This window comes from Blastopirellula retiformator, from assembly GCF_007859755.1.
GTDB classification, from domain to species: Bacteria; Planctomycetota; Planctomycetia; order Pirellulales; family Pirellulaceae; genus Blastopirellula; species Blastopirellula retiformator.
Map to the genome: position 1 here is coordinate 84,979 of NZ_SJPF01000003.1, position 14,185 is coordinate 99,163.

The 14,185-nt window shown below is 60.9% G+C and carries 11 protein-coding genes; 6 read left to right on the top strand and 5 right to left on the bottom strand.

Features of this window, described 5'->3' with window-relative positions:
- Positions 1-58: 58 nt before the first annotated feature.
- The 3 genes from bioD (at position 59) to Enr8_RS12105 (ending at position 3,154) form a co-directional block, all read left to right on the top strand.
- Positions 59-772, top strand: a complete 714-nt coding sequence (bioD, locus tag Enr8_RS12095; protein ID WP_146431845.1) for a dethiobiotin synthase — start codon at positions 59-61, stop codon at positions 770-772.
- A 460-nt stretch (positions 773-1,232) separates the two neighbouring features.
- The gene (locus tag Enr8_RS12100; RefSeq protein WP_146431847.1) at positions 1,233-2,156 is read left to right on the top strand and encodes a DNA-methyltransferase; all 924 of its coding nucleotides are present in this window, start codon (positions 1,233-1,235) and stop codon (positions 2,154-2,156) included.
- Positions 2,157-2,269: 113 nt separating this feature from the next.
- Positions 2,270-3,154: an ATP-binding response regulator gene (locus Enr8_RS12105; protein ID WP_146431849.1), complete on the top strand. Its 885-nt coding sequence runs from the start codon at positions 2,270-2,272 to the stop codon at positions 3,152-3,154.
- Between the two features lie 6 nt (positions 3,155-3,160).
- Here the strand turns inward: Enr8_RS12105 and Enr8_RS12110 are convergent, their stop codons facing one another.
- A complete protein-coding gene (locus Enr8_RS12110; protein WP_146431850.1) occupies positions 3,161-4,291 on the bottom strand; it encodes a fatty acid desaturase family protein in 1,131 nt (376 codons plus the stop codon).
- 344 nt (positions 4,292-4,635) lie between these two features.
- Between Enr8_RS12110 and Enr8_RS12115 the strand changes: the two genes are divergently transcribed.
- Positions 4,636-5,901 (top strand): beta-ketoacyl-[acyl-carrier-protein] synthase family protein, encoded by a 1,266-nt coding sequence (locus tag Enr8_RS12115; protein WP_146431852.1) that lies wholly within the window; start codon positions 4,636-4,638, stop codon positions 5,899-5,901.
- Here the strand turns inward: Enr8_RS12115 and Enr8_RS12120 are convergent.
- The 4 genes from Enr8_RS12120 to Enr8_RS12135 form a co-directional block, all read right to left on the bottom strand.
- Positions 5,898-7,016 carry a hypothetical protein gene (locus Enr8_RS12120; RefSeq protein WP_146431854.1) on the bottom strand — a complete coding sequence of 373 codons (1,119 nt, stop codon included), beginning with the start codon at positions 7,014-7,016 and terminating at the stop codon, positions 5,898-5,900. The genes Enr8_RS12115 and Enr8_RS12120 overlap by 4 nt on opposite strands.
- Before the next feature lie 6 nt (positions 7,017-7,022).
- Positions 7,023-8,402: a glycerate kinase type-2 family protein gene (locus Enr8_RS12125; RefSeq protein ID WP_146431856.1), complete on the bottom strand. Its 1,380-nt coding sequence runs from the start codon at positions 8,400-8,402 to the stop codon at positions 7,023-7,025.
- Positions 8,403-8,406: 4 nt separating this feature from the next.
- Positions 8,407-9,039 carry a hypothetical protein gene (locus Enr8_RS12130; protein ID WP_146431858.1) on the bottom strand — a complete coding sequence of 211 codons (633 nt, stop codon included), beginning with the start codon at positions 9,037-9,039 and terminating at the stop codon, positions 8,407-8,409.
- A gap of 81 nt (positions 9,040-9,120) precedes the next feature.
- Entirely contained in the window at positions 9,121-11,799 is a 2,679-nt protein-coding gene (locus Enr8_RS12135) for a hypothetical protein (protein ID WP_146431860.1), read from the bottom strand.
- A 285-nt stretch (positions 11,800-12,084) separates the two neighbouring features.
- Between Enr8_RS12135 and Enr8_RS12140 the strand changes: the two genes are divergently transcribed.
- Together Enr8_RS12140 and Enr8_RS12145 are read left to right on the top strand one after the other, a co-directional pair.
- Positions 12,085-12,375, top strand: a complete 291-nt coding sequence (locus tag Enr8_RS12140; protein WP_146431862.1) for a transcriptional regulator — start codon at positions 12,085-12,087, stop codon at positions 12,373-12,375.
- A gap of 247 nt (positions 12,376-12,622) precedes the next feature.
- The gene (locus Enr8_RS12145; protein ID WP_146431864.1) at positions 12,623-14,146 is read left to right on the top strand and encodes a protein kinase domain-containing protein; all 1,524 of its coding nucleotides are present in this window, start codon (positions 12,623-12,625) and stop codon (positions 14,144-14,146) included.
- Positions 14,147-14,185: the final 39 nt, after the last annotated feature.

Consider the following 14,185-nt stretch of genomic DNA (forward strand, 5'->3'; position numbering starts at 1 on the left):
GGGTGGTTTCGATCAGGGGGCGTCGCCTGCGGACGCGTCGCTTGTTAGGCTAATTTGCATGACTGGCAAACCGCCCCTGGGGCTCTTTATCACTGGCAATAACACCGAAGTCGGTAAGACCTACGTATCGGCCCTGATCGCGCGGCAGATCGTCGCGTCCGGAATTCGGCTGGGGGTCTACAAGCCGGCGGCCAGCGGTTGTCGGCTGGAAGCGGGGGGCTTGGTCGCTGAAGACGCGGTACAGCTGTGGGAAGCGGCCGGGCGTCCGGGGACACTGGATGAGGTTTGCCCGCAAAAGTTCGCCGCTCCTCTGGCGCCCCATCTGGCGGCTCGAGCCGAAGGGAAAGAGCTAGACGCGGGGCTGCTTCGCCGCGGGGCCGAAGTCTGGGCCGATCGCTGCGACCTGCTGTTGGTCGAAGGGGCTGGCGGCTTGATGTCGCCGATGTCGGACGCGGAATACGTCGCCGACCTAGCTGCCGATTTCGGCTATCCGCTGATCGTTGTCGCCGCGAATCGGCTGGGTGTGATCAACGAAACGATGCAGACGCTGATCACCGCATCGGTCGTCAAAGGGGGCAGTCTGCAAACCGCCGGGGTAATTCTGAACGACCTCGCCCCGCAGCCCGATGATGTGAGCCGAGACAGCAACTTCGAGCAGCTCCAAAAACGCTGCGAGCCGCCGATGCTGGCCCACGTACCGTATGCCGCACCGCAGTTGCCGCAAGAGATCGATTGGGTGGCGCTGGCGCAGGGGAAAATAACCGACGGTTAGCCCCGATAGCTCTCGCTATCGGGGCCGACGAAGTCGGCAGGAGGCATCAATCCGCGCCTGGATTGTCGGCGGTGGTTGCCTAGAGCGGTTTTCTTCAATCTTTAGTGTTCTGGCTGGTTGCGGCCGCGCTGGTCGGCGTTGACCAGCTTGCCTCACCAACGCCAGAAACGCTACAGCTATCAGAAAAACGCTCTAGTCGTTTGAGCCGGCGCACCTCCGGCATAGCGCACGACCTCGGCCTGATGCCTCCTGCGGCTGCGCCGCCCCGTAAGCGGAGCTTTCGCGGCTAACCGGGAAGGTGTGCCGGGATTGCGCCTCGGGCTACTACGAGCCATAATGCTCGAAAAGATCCCCCGCATTTCCCGAAACTGCCGCGAACAATGGCTGGCGCAAATCGCCGCGCCGGGTATCATAGGGGCTACGCCAACGCCACTTGTTTTCTCGCCAGGAGGGCAATCCCTTGCCGAAGGTCGCGATCGATAAGCTGAAGAACGAAGACTGCATCCAAGGGATGAAAAAGCTGCCGGACGGTTCGGTCGATTTGGTCTTCGCCGATCCGCCGTTCAACATCGGCTTTAAGTACGACGTCTACGACGATCGCCGCTCGGCCGATGAATACCTGGAGTGGAGCCGCGGCTGGATGGAGCAGGTCGTCCGCGTGCTGAAAGAGGATGGCAGCTTTTGGTTGGCGATCGGCGACGACTTTGCCGCCGAGCTGAAGGTGCTGGCGACGCGCGATCTGGGACTTCACTGTCGCAACTGGGTCGTCTGGTACTACACCTTCGGTATGCACTGCAAGGCGAAGTTCACTCGCAGCCATACCCATCTGTATTACTTCGTTCGCGATCCCGAGAAGTTTACCTTCAACGATACGCCGATCCGCGTGCCATCGGCGCGGATGTTGGTCTACGGCGATCGCCGCGCTAATCCGAAGGGGCGCATCCCGGATGATACCTGGGTGTTGCGGCCGCAAGATATTCCCGACAGCTTCCAGGCCGAAGAAGATACGTGGCACTTTCCGCGGGTCGCCGGCACGTTCAAAGAGCGGGCCGGGTTTCATGGTTGCCAGATGCCGGAACAACTGCTCGGCCGGATCATCAAGGTCTCTAGCAGCGAAGGAGAGACGGTGCTCGATCCGTTCGCGGGCAGCGGTTCGACGTTGGTCGTCTCCAAGAAGCTGGGACGGCGGTTCCTTGGTTTCGAGATGTCGCCGGAATATGCGACGGCCGCGCAGTCTCGCATCGACGAGGTGAAGTCGGGCGATCCGCTGACCGGTTCGCCAGAGCCTTCGGTCAGCGCTCCCAGCACCGCCAAAGGCCGTCACGTGGATGATGTGAAGCCGCAGAAGCGAACCGCCAAGAAACGGGCGACCGCCAAAAAGTAACGTTCCCGTGAACGTCTCGTGAAGATTTGTCGCGACTGCTGGCCTTAACGTCGATCGCATCTCCATAATCGGGGTTCTTCATCGAACCTTGATTTCCTGCTGAGACAGTTGTTATGAGCCATCTGCTCGTCGTGGACGATGCGGCGGTCGATCGAAAATTGGTCGGCGGCCTGCTCGAAAGCCAAACTCACTACCAGGTCGAATACGCATCCAATGGCCTCGATGCGCTCGAACAAATCGAGGCGAAGTTGCCCCTGGCGGTGATCACCGACCTGCAGATGCCTGACATGGACGGCATGCAACTGGTCGCGCAGCTGCGCGAGCACTATCCGACCGTGCCGGCGATCTTGATCACCGGCTACGGCAGCGAAGACATCGCCCTGCAGGCGCTGCTGCAAGGCGCGGCCGACTACGTGCCGAAAGATACGCTCGCCAAAGAATTGGCCCACTCGGTCGAAAGCGTCCTGCAGATCTCTGATCGCGAGCGACCGCAGACGCGGCTGTCGCACTGTTTGCAGTACGAAGAGCTGCGTTACGAAATCGAAAACGACGTCAGCCTGGTAGGACCGCTTGTCTCCAAACTACAGCAGTCGACCGTCGAGTTTGGCATTGTCGATCAGCATGGTTCGATTCGACTAGGCAAGGCGATTGCCGAGGCGATTCGCAATGCGATCTACCACGGAAATCTCGAGATCTCGTCCAGCCACTTGGATCATCCCGACGAAGCGGCCGCCGTCCGTCGCGAAGAGGCGCCGTACACCCACCGTCGAGTCCATGTCCGGGCGAATCTGGCGCCAGATCAGGCGCGCTTCATGATTCGGGACGAAGGGAACGGCTTCGACCTGGGGCAACTGCCCGACGTGCAGCTTGATCCGTCGCGCCTGACCCAGGCCGAAAAGCGCGGCTTGGTGCTGATTCATACGTTTGTCGATGAAGTGATCTTCAACGAGTCGGGGAACGAGGTGACGCTGGTGGTCAACTCGCCGGCTTACGTCTAGAGCCGACTAGCAAGCGGCCGAATCGGTCTCTTGCTGGCGAGCGGCGCGGCGCTGGGCGGCGTTACGACGTTCCACTTCTTTTGAGCGCCGCCACAAGTCGATCACGCCTGAGAAGAGCGTCACCCGATTGGTTTGCCGATACGGGGCGTCTTCCGGCAGTTGCTCCATCAAGCGGCGATGCGCTTCCGGCATGTTGTGATACGGCAGCGACGGAAAGAGGTGATGCAGCGCGTGATAGCGGGTGCCGGTCGGTCCCCATAGTTCGGTGATCCACGGGCGGTGCGGGTAGTTGACCGAATCGAGCAGTTGTTCCAGGAAGGTCATCTCCCCTTCGTCGTTGTTATAGCGATGGGCGCCTAAAGTGCGGATCGCGTTTAGCATCAGCACGGTCACCCCGGTCAGGTACGCTTGCAGGATGAAGGGATACGGATATTCGCCGACCGTGACTACGGCGATCGCAATTCCCAAGCACCACAAGAAGCAGGCGGTCTCCTGCAGACGCATGATACGAACCGCTTGGGCGGTCGGTAGCGGGCGAATGTAGGTGGGGTCGATGATCATCGACGAAAGGTGGGTATAAACGAACTGCCGCAGTTTGGGGCTGACCCAAGTCAGCGGCGTCAGCACCAGGCAGCGAAAGACGACGATTGGCGGAATAACGAAGCTGCTCAAGACGAACAGAATCAACTGCCACCGCCCCGTCTGACCCATCGGCAAGTACTCCCCATCTTTATCGGTGCCGTAGTGCTTGCGGCGATGATGATCGAGATGGGTGTAATAAACGAATGAAGGCATCAGGAACGGAATACCGATCAAGATGTTCCAGACGATGCGAAAGTAGGTGAAGGTCCCGGTTCGCATATGAACCATCTCGTGGATGAACATCGCCAGGCGATAAAACATCAAACAGCTCAGCAGGAACAGGCCGATCTGAGCCACCGAGAAGACGGGGCAGAACTTCACAAAGTGAAACGCCGTGGCCCCAATCGCAAACGAAACCAGCATGTCGGTCCAAAAAATGACTGGATTCGGTTTCAATAGATCGTGGACGATCCGCCGGGCATTGGCCAGCGAAACTTCGGGGCGAGCGGTAGCGCGTTGTTGCGAAATCGAGGAATGCGTATCGGCGAGACTCATGGATGCTGATCCCTTGTCGCAGCTTTAATTGCGAGAAATCCAAGCCCTCGGTAGAAACCTTCCTACGTCGGGTTGAGTGGTTCGGCGAAAACTATCCATAATTAACGGCAATTGATACTTTGCGGGCTACCAAACTTCCCGTGATCACTAAAGTCGCTGTATTCTACCCAGAATGACTAGTATTTTGGAAGTTCGGGTATTTAAGTAAATGGGCGGGCCTTTGCGCATGTGCTACAACGGCGACAATCAGTAGATTCACTAGCGGACGGCATTTTTGGCGTTGTCGGCCCGATTTAACTACCGTTACCGCTTATTTTATTCCAACCGGGCTTTTCGGACCCCTCATGGCAGAACCTGGCGAAGTTGTGATCACCGGCCTGGGCGTCGTCGCCCCGACCGGCATTGGCGTTCCCATTTTCTGGAACGCAATGCTGGAAGGAAAAAGCGGCATCGCCCCCCTTGAGCAGTTCTCGGCTCCGGGGTTCCCTGCAAATTTTGGCGGGGAGATTCGCGACTTTGACCCCAAGGTCTACGTCAAACCGCGGAAGAGCCTGAAGGTGATGTGCCGCGAGATCCAGACCGGGTTCTCGGCTGCTGCGATGGCGATGGAACAAGCGGGCCTGCAGCCTGGCAGCGTTGATCCCGATCGGCTGGGGGTCGTCTACGGCAGCGAGATGTTCTTCTCGAACTACGACGACATGATCTCGGCCTACCAGAAGTGCCTGCAGGATGGTGAGTTCCTGTTCGAGAACTGGGGGGACGCGTTCACCTCCGAAATCAACCCGCTTTGGATGCTGAAGTACCTACCGAATATGCCGGCCTGCCATGTCGGGATCTACTTTGACGGCCGCGGCCACAACAACACGATCTGTAGCGACTCGATCTCGTCCCACGTCGCCTTGTCGGAAGGGGTCTCGCAGATCCGTCGCGGGCACGTTGACGCGATGATCGTCGGCGGAACTGGTTCACGCGTGGCGATTAACGCGTTGATGTTCCGTGGCCCCGAACTGCTCTCGCACCAAAACGTCGACCCTAGCAAAGCTTGCCGTCCATTCGACAAAGACCGAGATGGCACCGTTCATGGCGAAGGCGCTGCGGCGTTGGTTCTGGAAAGTCGCGCGGCGGCCGAAGCTCGCGGCGCACAGATCTTGGCGGTGGTGGGCGGCGATGCGTGCCGCTTTGCCTGTACCGAGAAGGAACAGCCTTTCACCTCCGGCGCCGTCTCGAGCAGTATCACCGCTGTGCTAGACGACGCCAAGTTGACGGCCCAGGATGTCGGTGCGGTGATCGCCCATGGCGTCAGCATGCGATCGGACGACGCGTTGGAAGCGGCGGCGATTGCCGAAACGCTGGGCGACGTACCGGTGACCGCGCCCAAGAGCATGACTGGCCACATCGGCGCTGGGTGCGGCGCGCTTGATCTGGTGACCGCCACGATGATGCTGCAAGAGTCGGTCGTTCCGGCGACGCTCAACTACGAAACGCCTGATCCGGGCTGCCCGATCAAGGTCGTGCATAGCGAGCCGTTGTCGGCGCCGCTGAAGTCGGTCGTCAGCTTGACGCAAAACCGCACTGGTCAGGTTACCGCTGTCGCGCTGAAGCGAGCCTAAGCCGGCTGTTCGGCGTCACTCCCCTGCTCGGCTCGCGCGGCGACCGCTGCTCTTCCACGCAAGAACCGCCGCCGCATCCAAATCCAGATGCAGACGCCAATCCCGCCGAAGGAGCCAAAGGCGTAGGCGGCCGAATGGGCCCACATGTCGATGATCGCGCCAACGTGCGCTTCCGGCGGCACCTTCTCGGCCAGCCGTGGCGTCAGGAACACAGCGCCAAAGCTCGCCAATTGCCAGCCGACCAGACCAGCGACCAGCGAGCCGATCGCCATCGTCAGCAGCAGATAGCCAATCGGGCGAACCAGGTCGCCGGCCGTCAATTTCGGCGGAGCGCCGAAGCGTGCCAAGATCACCGCCGGAAACGACAGAATCAAGCCGACCCACCAAGTCGCGATCACGCCCCAGCTGAGCGCGAGCACCGTCGGATCGGTCGCTCCGCCCCAGATCGGCGGATGCAGGATCGTGAAGTACTCGACGCAGATCCGGGTGGTGATCAGGTCGTGGCAGATGCCAAATAGAACCGCCGCCGCAATGCAGAGCCCCACGATCTTGAGCCCTTCCCACAGCGAAGCGCGAAGGCTGCCCGGCGAAACCGCATCGGGGTTGCGCAGTGCCAGCCGCTTCCGCCACAGCGAAATCAAAACGACGCTTCCGCCAAAGAAGCCGAAAAAGTAAGCCGCCAGATGCGCCCACAGGTCGACCAGAAACCCAATGTGCGCCTCGGCCGGCATCGCAGCAGCGAAGTCCGGACCGGGGCGAACGACGCCTGCGCTGGCCAGAAACCAGCCCGTTAGCCCCGCGACCAGCGAGCCAATCGCCATTACCAGCAGCAAGTAGCCAATCGGTCGAATCGCGTCACTGGCCGTCAATCTCGGCGGCGCGCCAACGCGGGCAATCAACACGGCCGGAATCGACAGAATCAAGCCGACCCACCAGGTCGCTTTCACTCCCCAGGTCAGCGCCAACAGGTTCGGGTCGGTCGTGCCGCCCCAGACCGGCGCGTGGAAGACCGTAAAGTATTCCAGGCAAATTCGCGTCGTGATCATGTCTTGGCAAATGCCATACACGACCGCCGCTGCGATGCACATCAAGATGATCTTCAGCGATTCGGACATGTCGTCTTACTTCCGCGACGCGGTTTCGATGCGGTCGACGACCGCGACTCGCAGGTCACAGACGTTGGTATGAGTCGGCCCGGTTTGCAGCAGCCGATCGAGTGGCTGAAAGAAGTGATAGGCGTCATTGCGGCGTAAGAAATCGACCGCCGGCAGTTGCAACGCTTCCGCCTGCGCAGCGCCTGCCGCATCGATCCAGGCGCCGGCCGCGTCGGTCGGGCCATCTTCGCCATCGGTGCCGCCGCTGAGGATCGCCATACCGGTCATCGGCTCGTTTGGCGAGAGCTCCTGCAGTCGTTCCAGCGCTGCCAGCGTCAACTGTTGGTTACGTCCTCCCAGGCCACGCTCCGCTTCATCGGCCAGTTGCACGACCGGCTCACCGCCGGTGATCAAGCAGTCAGGCCCCTTCTCATCGCGCATCCGCAGCGTCATTTCGGCCAGGTGACGCCCGACCGCTTCGGCCTGCCCTTCGCTTTGCCGGGCCGAGGTCATCGCGTGCGAATAGCCGCGGCGTTCCGCTTCGATCCCGGCGGCGTCGACCGCGACGGCGTTGTTGCCGATGACGAAGTTGTAAACGCTGGCGGTCGGCTCCGGCTCGGTCGCTCGCTTCTTCTTTAAGACTTCCACGATCGATGCGAACTCGGGCCGATCGACGCCGTCAAAGTCATGCAAGATCTGCAGCGCGTCAGCGGCGGTGGCCGAGTCAGGTACCGTCGGGCCCGAGGCGATCACGTCGAGCGGATCCCCCAGCACGTCCGAGATGATCAGCGAAACGAGATACCCGGCGCGGCACGCCGTCGCCAAGCCGTTCCCTTTGATCTGGCTGAGCTGTTTGCGAACCGTATTCAGTTGCACGATATCGGCGCCGGCGCCGCTGAGATACTTCGTGATCGCTTGCTTGTCGGCTAGCGTGATTCCCGCGACCGGCGCCGGCAACAGCGCCGATCCGCCGCCCGAGATCAGGGCGATGCACAGGTCCCGTTCGCCCAACTGACCTACGCCGCTCAAGATCTCGCTGGTGATCTGCACGCCGGCTTCGGTGGGCGCGTTGACGCCGGCCGGGCGACCGCCGCGCAGCTGGATGCGCGATAGCTGGCGAACGCAATCCTCGGGCACGCTCAGCAGCCCCGATAGTCGCTTCGCCTGCATCAGGTCGGCGCCGAGCGCCGCTTCTAATCCGGCCGCCATCCCGGCGCCTGCCTTGCCGGCGCCAACAACGTAGATCCGCTCGATGTCGGCCAGGTCCAGCTCGATATCGGCCAGGCGCAAGTAGTTGCCGGCCAGTTCGACGTTCTCTCGCACCAATCGCTCGCTATCGACGGCGTCGACGCCTGCCTTCCAGATGGCGAGCAGGTCTTGTTGCAGTTGGGCGGCGGTACGTTTCATCCGATTACTTCGTTCCTGCTTCCCGAATCCGAAAGATGTCGAGCCATTGCTGCGGGCGATCGACTTGAATGTGACTGAGCGAGTTCTCTTCGTCGGCGCAGCAAACCAGGCCAATCAGGTACTGTTGTCCGCCGCAGTCGAAACGTCCGGCGACGGCGCACCACTCGGTGCCGACTCCCTTTTCGCCCGGCAACGCCGCTTCGACAAAGAAGCTTTGGGCGAAGCCGCTGACGCTGAGTTGGCCTGGCCAACGAAAAAAGTCAGGCCGGTGCGAGCGGACCACCTGCATCATGCCAGGGGCGAACGCTTCCATGATTTTTCGCAATTGATCCTCGTCCGGAATCGAGCGATTGCGACCCGCTGGGGCGATCACCACCGCGATCACGCGCACCGGCACATGGTAGACCTCGACCCGAGGTCCGATCAGCGTGCGTGGTCCTTGGGCCGCGTCTCGCTCGATATCGATCCGCGTGACGCGGCGATCCGGGGGAGGCGCCGGCTGTGGACGAAGCCAACGTATCGCCGCATACGCCAACAGCCCGACTCCCGCAAACGCGCCCAGCAGAATTGGGGACGTGACGTAGTCCAACCACGATGCGGTCGTCTCAGGTTCAACTTGGAAAAATAAGACCGGCATCAGGCGACAGGCAGGGCAAGTGGCGGTAAACGAGGGGAGCCGAAGTAAACGTATCGTAGCTTCCCGTGCGCCGACTGCAAACTATCGCAGCCACGCTTCGTCGAGCGACGCCTCGCTGCTGGTCTCGGGCGGCGGGCGGCGCTTGCGGCGGCGGGGCTCGTACAACTCGACGGTGACCTCGTCGATCGTCGCTTCGGCAAAGCCGGTCATCTCAAACGTCAGCCGCATCTCGCCTGCCTTGTCGGCGGCGCGAATCAGCGAAAACTCTTGCCATTGGTTGATCGCCGGCAGATGCAGTCCCAGCCGTCTGCCCCCGAGCGAATCGTAGATCGAAAGCGCATTCTTGCCTGGCGCCGTCTGCGAGCTGACTTTCACCCAGCCGCGAATCAACAGCAGCTGACCCGGCTGCACGTCGACCACCGCCGAGTCGATCTTCAGCGGCGGCAATCCCGACAGCACTGGGGCCTGTTCGTTCTCGGCAAAGACCCCCAAGTGCAGCGCGTAGTTCCCCTCTTTGACATCGGTGCTGGTCAGTTCGCACAGCCGCTTGACGCCCGGCGTGGGATACTCGGTCTGTCGCCAGCCGGTCGCCAGTAAGAATGAGAGGTCTTCCATATCGCCGCCAGCCAAACGATTGGCCGAAGGTTCCAAGATCGCCAGCCGCGATTGCAGCTGGAGCGCCAGCGGCAACAAGTCGTACGAAATCGTCAGTGGGTTGGTCAGGGGCGAGTAGTACTGGGCGATCGTCCGTTCCCACTGCAGCCGCTGCACTTGCTGCAGCGCCGTCATTGCGTCGGTGATCTTCGCTTCGGCGGTCGCGATGCTGCCGACCTCCAGGCCGCGCTGCGCTTCACGCAAATCGCCCCAGGCCGCCGCGATCAAGGTGTTGGCGACTTGATCGCCGCCGCGCAATTGCGCGGTAACGTCGCGGGCCAGCGACAGCGTCTGCTGCGCGATCTCGTATTGCAGTTCGGTAATGCGGCGACCGTTTTCTTGCAGGCGGCGGCGCATATCACGCAGCACGATCGGATCTTGCGTCAGCACGATCAGGGCCACGCGCGATTGATCATGCAGCACCAGTCGCATGCCACCGCTGCGTCGCGAGTGCTGCATCGGCTGATAGCTGGAATTGTGCAGGACGTACGGCTCGCTGTCGGTCGGCACGCCGGGAACTTGAATCTCGATGGCCCGCGACTGCGGCGGCGCAACCGTGAATTGATCGCCGGGCGCCGTGCGAACCACAATCAGCAGCTTGGCGGTTGGCGTCGAGAGCATCGTCGCTTTGATGGTCGGGTTGTTGGTCGTCACCGGCGTCAGCTGATTGGCGGCGGCGATCCATGGCTCGACCACCATCAGCCGACGATTGGCCAGCTCCAGCGCCGCGCGGCGGTATTCGTTGACCGGCTGCTCGTCGGCCAGCGTCGAACGACTGGTGTAAACGAATCCTCGTGCGCCGCCGCTGGCCGCGAGAAAGAGGTGCTCTTGCAGCTGATCGGCTTCGATCGCCGCCGAGATCTGCGGCAGCGACGAGAGCGCTTCCAGCTGGCGGCGGGTTTCGTCGGGATAGTCGGTCTCGATCACGCTCCAGTGCGTCGTCGTCGGCGAACAGAAGAGCGAACGCTTTTCGATCTCGGCGGTGATCTCCATCGCGGAGGTCGAGCCGCCGATCATCGGCACGTTGTGCAAGATGATGTCGGCGAAGCGGCTATGTTCGTACAGCGAGTTGGTCGGCGCGGCCAACACTGGGCGATTAGCGCCTTGATCGGCGCGGCGAATGTCGTCAGCCGTCAGGGCGAAGTTCGGGAAATCCTCGGCGCGCTCTGATGTGGGAATCTGCCAGGCCAACAGCCGTTGGTAGACGCCGTCGATCGTCCCTTGTTGCGGCGGCGGGGCGACGAAGGTCATCCCGTTGCGCTGCAGATCGTACAGCAGCGCTTCGTCGGGCGCTTGATTCAGGCGAATGGCGTTGAAGCCAAGTTGACGCAGCATCGGCAGCGGCTCGCCGTGATAGTCGATCACCCGATGGGCGAGCGGCTGATTGTCGACCAGCAGCAAGTTGCCGTCCCGCGTGACGACCGAAACCGGCGGCGTGCCGATCTCTTCGGTTCGCATCCCGCCGGCTCGCAGGCTAACGCTGACCGGCGACTTTTCGCCTTGCGGCGTCAGCTGGCCGACCATCTCCAGGTCGTCAAACCAGTACTCAGTAAACCCAGGTCCGGCGTAGAGATTCAGGCCGACCGTGTCGACGTAAGCCTCGCGGGGGTCGAACTCGGGGCCGTACTGAGCCCGCAGCGCCGCGGTGCGGCGTTCGACATCCGCTTTCAGGTCTCCCATCGTCAACTGCTGCCACCGGCCTGACTGTTGATAGGTCGAGCCGCCGAGCAACATCGTTGCCGGAATGCCGTTGGAGTCAGTGAATCGGGGGAAGACGATCCGGACGACCAGCTGGGCGCCGGGGCGATCTCCTTTAACCCAGAGCGTCGGTTTGAGGTCGGAGATGACGGTGCTGTGGGGAACGGCGGCGCCAAACATCAGCTTGCTGCCGGAGGTTCCCTCGAAGGCGATCGTCTCGGCGCCACGGCCGCTGCGAACGACTTGCTGCGTCCGCTCGTGACGCACCACCCGAAAGTCGATGTCGAGATCGAGCAGCTGGAAGCTGGTTTGCGCACCCTCGAAGTTCTCTTGGTACGACGCCTGCGCAGCGGCCGAGAAGGCCGAAACGACGCAAACGATGACTCCAAGCAACCACGAATAACGCATGCAACAACGCTGATTGTAAAATTGAGGTGAAAACGCAACATTTGTGTTGTCGCGCATAAAGTCGGCTTGTACCTGGATTTACGCGATATCGCCAGATCAATCGCGTGGTATTTTGGCAACGTGTTGCCCATGTGCCGCAAATTGGCTGTTTTTGTAAGTTGTTGTAGTGAATGGGTTTGCGTCGCCGTGTGGCGTTTGCGCGGCAGTCCTGGCACGGCGGGTGCTTATAATCCCTGGCGAAACCCACCGTCGCTAGTCGCCGAGAGATCGAAGGAAAAAAACACCATGAATCAAGCGCCCAAGACCAAGCGCCATGACGATGCCGCCCAAGACGAATTGCCGAAAGATCTGGTTGAACTGGCCATCGCCATCGCACAAATGCCAGGGGATGTCCGGATGAAGCTCGAGCCGATCATGAACAAAGTGATCGACAACAGCCGTCGTCGCCGCCGGATTTACACCCTGGTTCAGGAAGCTTTGAGCCAGCTGCGGCTCGACATGAAGTACCTGATGTTCGACCTCGAAGCGACCCGCCGCGAACGAGATCATTACAAATCGGGACCGAGTGAAGAATAACACCCATCGGTTTACCCTCAGATTGACTGACTCGGCCTCGCGCCGAGTTTTTTTTTCTCTTAACTTCCTCTAGGCGTGGTAACATAAACGTAGCCAGCCTGCCTCGAAGCGACGAATTGGAACAGACGTTTGCTTCGCCACCGCCGCTCTATTAGATTGTGGCAGTGGGAATAGGTGCTTTTCATACGATTTTTTACTTGTCACGCGAGAAGAGGAAAAAGGCGCGACTGTTGCGCCTTAATGCGCTATGGCTGATCTGTCTGCGGAAGAATTTGCGCAGCGTGTGCTCGATTACGGTCTGATCGAACCAGCTCAGCTGGAGACGATCTGGGGCCAGCTCGGTACCCGCGAGGTCTCCTTGGGAGAATTTCAGAACATCTTGCTGCGCCGCGAGATCCTGACCAACTACCAGGTCGAGCGTCTCCTGAAGGGCCTGAAAAACGGCTACTTCTATGGCAATTACAAGGTGCTCTACATGATCGGAACCGGGACCTTCGCCCGGGTCTATCGCACTGTTCACAAGGACACCGGCAAGGTGGTCGCCGCCAAAGTGCTGCGGCGTCGCTATTGTGAAGACCCCAAGCGGTCTGGCCAGTTCATGCAGGAAGGGGAACTCGGCAAAGCGCTGCGGCATCCCAACATCTGCCCGATCTACGAAGTCCATTCGGAAAGCAACCTCTACCAACAGGGGACCAACTACTTTCTGATCATTGAGTTCATCGAAGGTCAAAACCTGCGCGACTTGCTGCGGATTCGGGGCAAGTTCAGCCCCGTCGAGGCGACCAAGTTGATGATCGACATCTGCAGCGGGCTGGCCTACGCCGCTGAGCGCGGATTGACCCATCGCGACTTGAAGCTCTCCAACGTGTTGATCTCCAGTCGCGGTCGCGCGAAGCTGGTCGACTTCGGTCTGGCCGCCTTTGCCGAGCAAGTGGCTGACGACGGCGCCGCCGCCAATCCGCGTACTGTCGACTACGCCGGTTTAGAAATGGCGACCAACGCTCCTCGCGACGACCACCGCAGCGATATCTACTTTGCCGGCGCCATCTACTATCAGATGCTCACCGGGCATGCTCCCTTGTACGAAACCCGCGATCGCCAGAAGCGCTTGTCCGCGACTCGCTACACCGGTTTTGAGTCGATTGCCCGCATCGCGCCTGACTTGCCCCGTTCGGTCGCCGCCGTCGCGATGAAAGCGATGGAACTGAACCCCGACAAGCGTTATCAGTCGGCCGCCGCGATGCTGAACGACCTGAAGCTGGCCGCTCGGCGGTTGGAACTGGGTGACGATGGCGCCGCCGGCGAAATTCGAGCCAAGCTCGAAGCCGAAGGAGGCGGCGGTCCGGTCGCCAAGTTCATGGAAGGGATGAACAAGACGGTTATGGTCGTCGAGGCCAACCTCGAAATGCAGGACGTCCTTCGCGATCGTCTGAAGGCGTACGGTTATCGCGTACTGGTGATCAGCAATCCCGAACGTGCGATGGCGCGCTTCGCCGAAGAGGGAGAGCGGGCGGCCGACTTGTGCCTCTTCAGCACGGTCGATCTCGGTTCGGTCGGGCTCGAGGCGTTCAACAAGTTCGCCACCGATCCGCACACCGTCAACATTCCGGCGATCCTGCTCCTCAAAGAGCGTCAGGCCGGCTGGAAGAGCGAAGCCAAGCTAGGCGAGCATCGCGCCGCGATGCTGATGCCGATCAAAGTGCGGCAGCTGCGAACCTTGGTTCGCGAACTGCTGAAAGAGCCGGCCGAAGAGGAAGTTGAAACCTCGTAATCGGACGACACCGCTTTTACAAAACGAAGAAAAAGGATG

Coding starts and splice junctions, on each gene's coding strand:
- bioD (WP_146431845.1), top strand. CDS start 59: ATGACTGGCAAACCGCCCCTGGGGCTCTTTATCACTGGCAATAACACC.
- Enr8_RS12105 (WP_146431849.1), top strand. CDS start 2,270: ATGAGCCATCTGCTCGTCGTGGACGATGCGGCGGTCGATCGAAAATTG.
- Enr8_RS12110 (WP_146431850.1), bottom strand. CDS start 4,291: ATGAGTCTCGCCGATACGCATTCCTCGATTTCGCAACAACGCGCTACC.
- Enr8_RS12115 (WP_146431852.1), top strand. CDS start 4,636: ATGGCAGAACCTGGCGAAGTTGTGATCACCGGCCTGGGCGTCGTCGCC.
- Enr8_RS12120 (WP_146431854.1), bottom strand. CDS start 7,016: ATGTCCGAATCGCTGAAGATCATCTTGATGTGCATCGCAGCGGCGGTC.
- Enr8_RS12125 (WP_146431856.1), bottom strand. CDS start 8,402: ATGAAACGTACCGCCGCCCAACTGCAACAAGACCTGCTCGCCATCTGG.
- Enr8_RS12130 (WP_146431858.1), bottom strand. CDS start 9,039: ATGCCGGTCTTATTTTTCCAAGTTGAACCTGAGACGACCGCATCGTGG.
- Enr8_RS12135 (WP_146431860.1), bottom strand. CDS start 11,799: ATGCGTTATTCGTGGTTGCTTGGAGTCATCGTTTGCGTCGTTTCGGCC.
- Enr8_RS12140 (WP_146431862.1), top strand. CDS start 12,085: ATGAATCAAGCGCCCAAGACCAAGCGCCATGACGATGCCGCCCAAGAC.
- Enr8_RS12145 (WP_146431864.1), top strand. CDS start 12,623: ATGGCTGATCTGTCTGCGGAAGAATTTGCGCAGCGTGTGCTCGATTAC.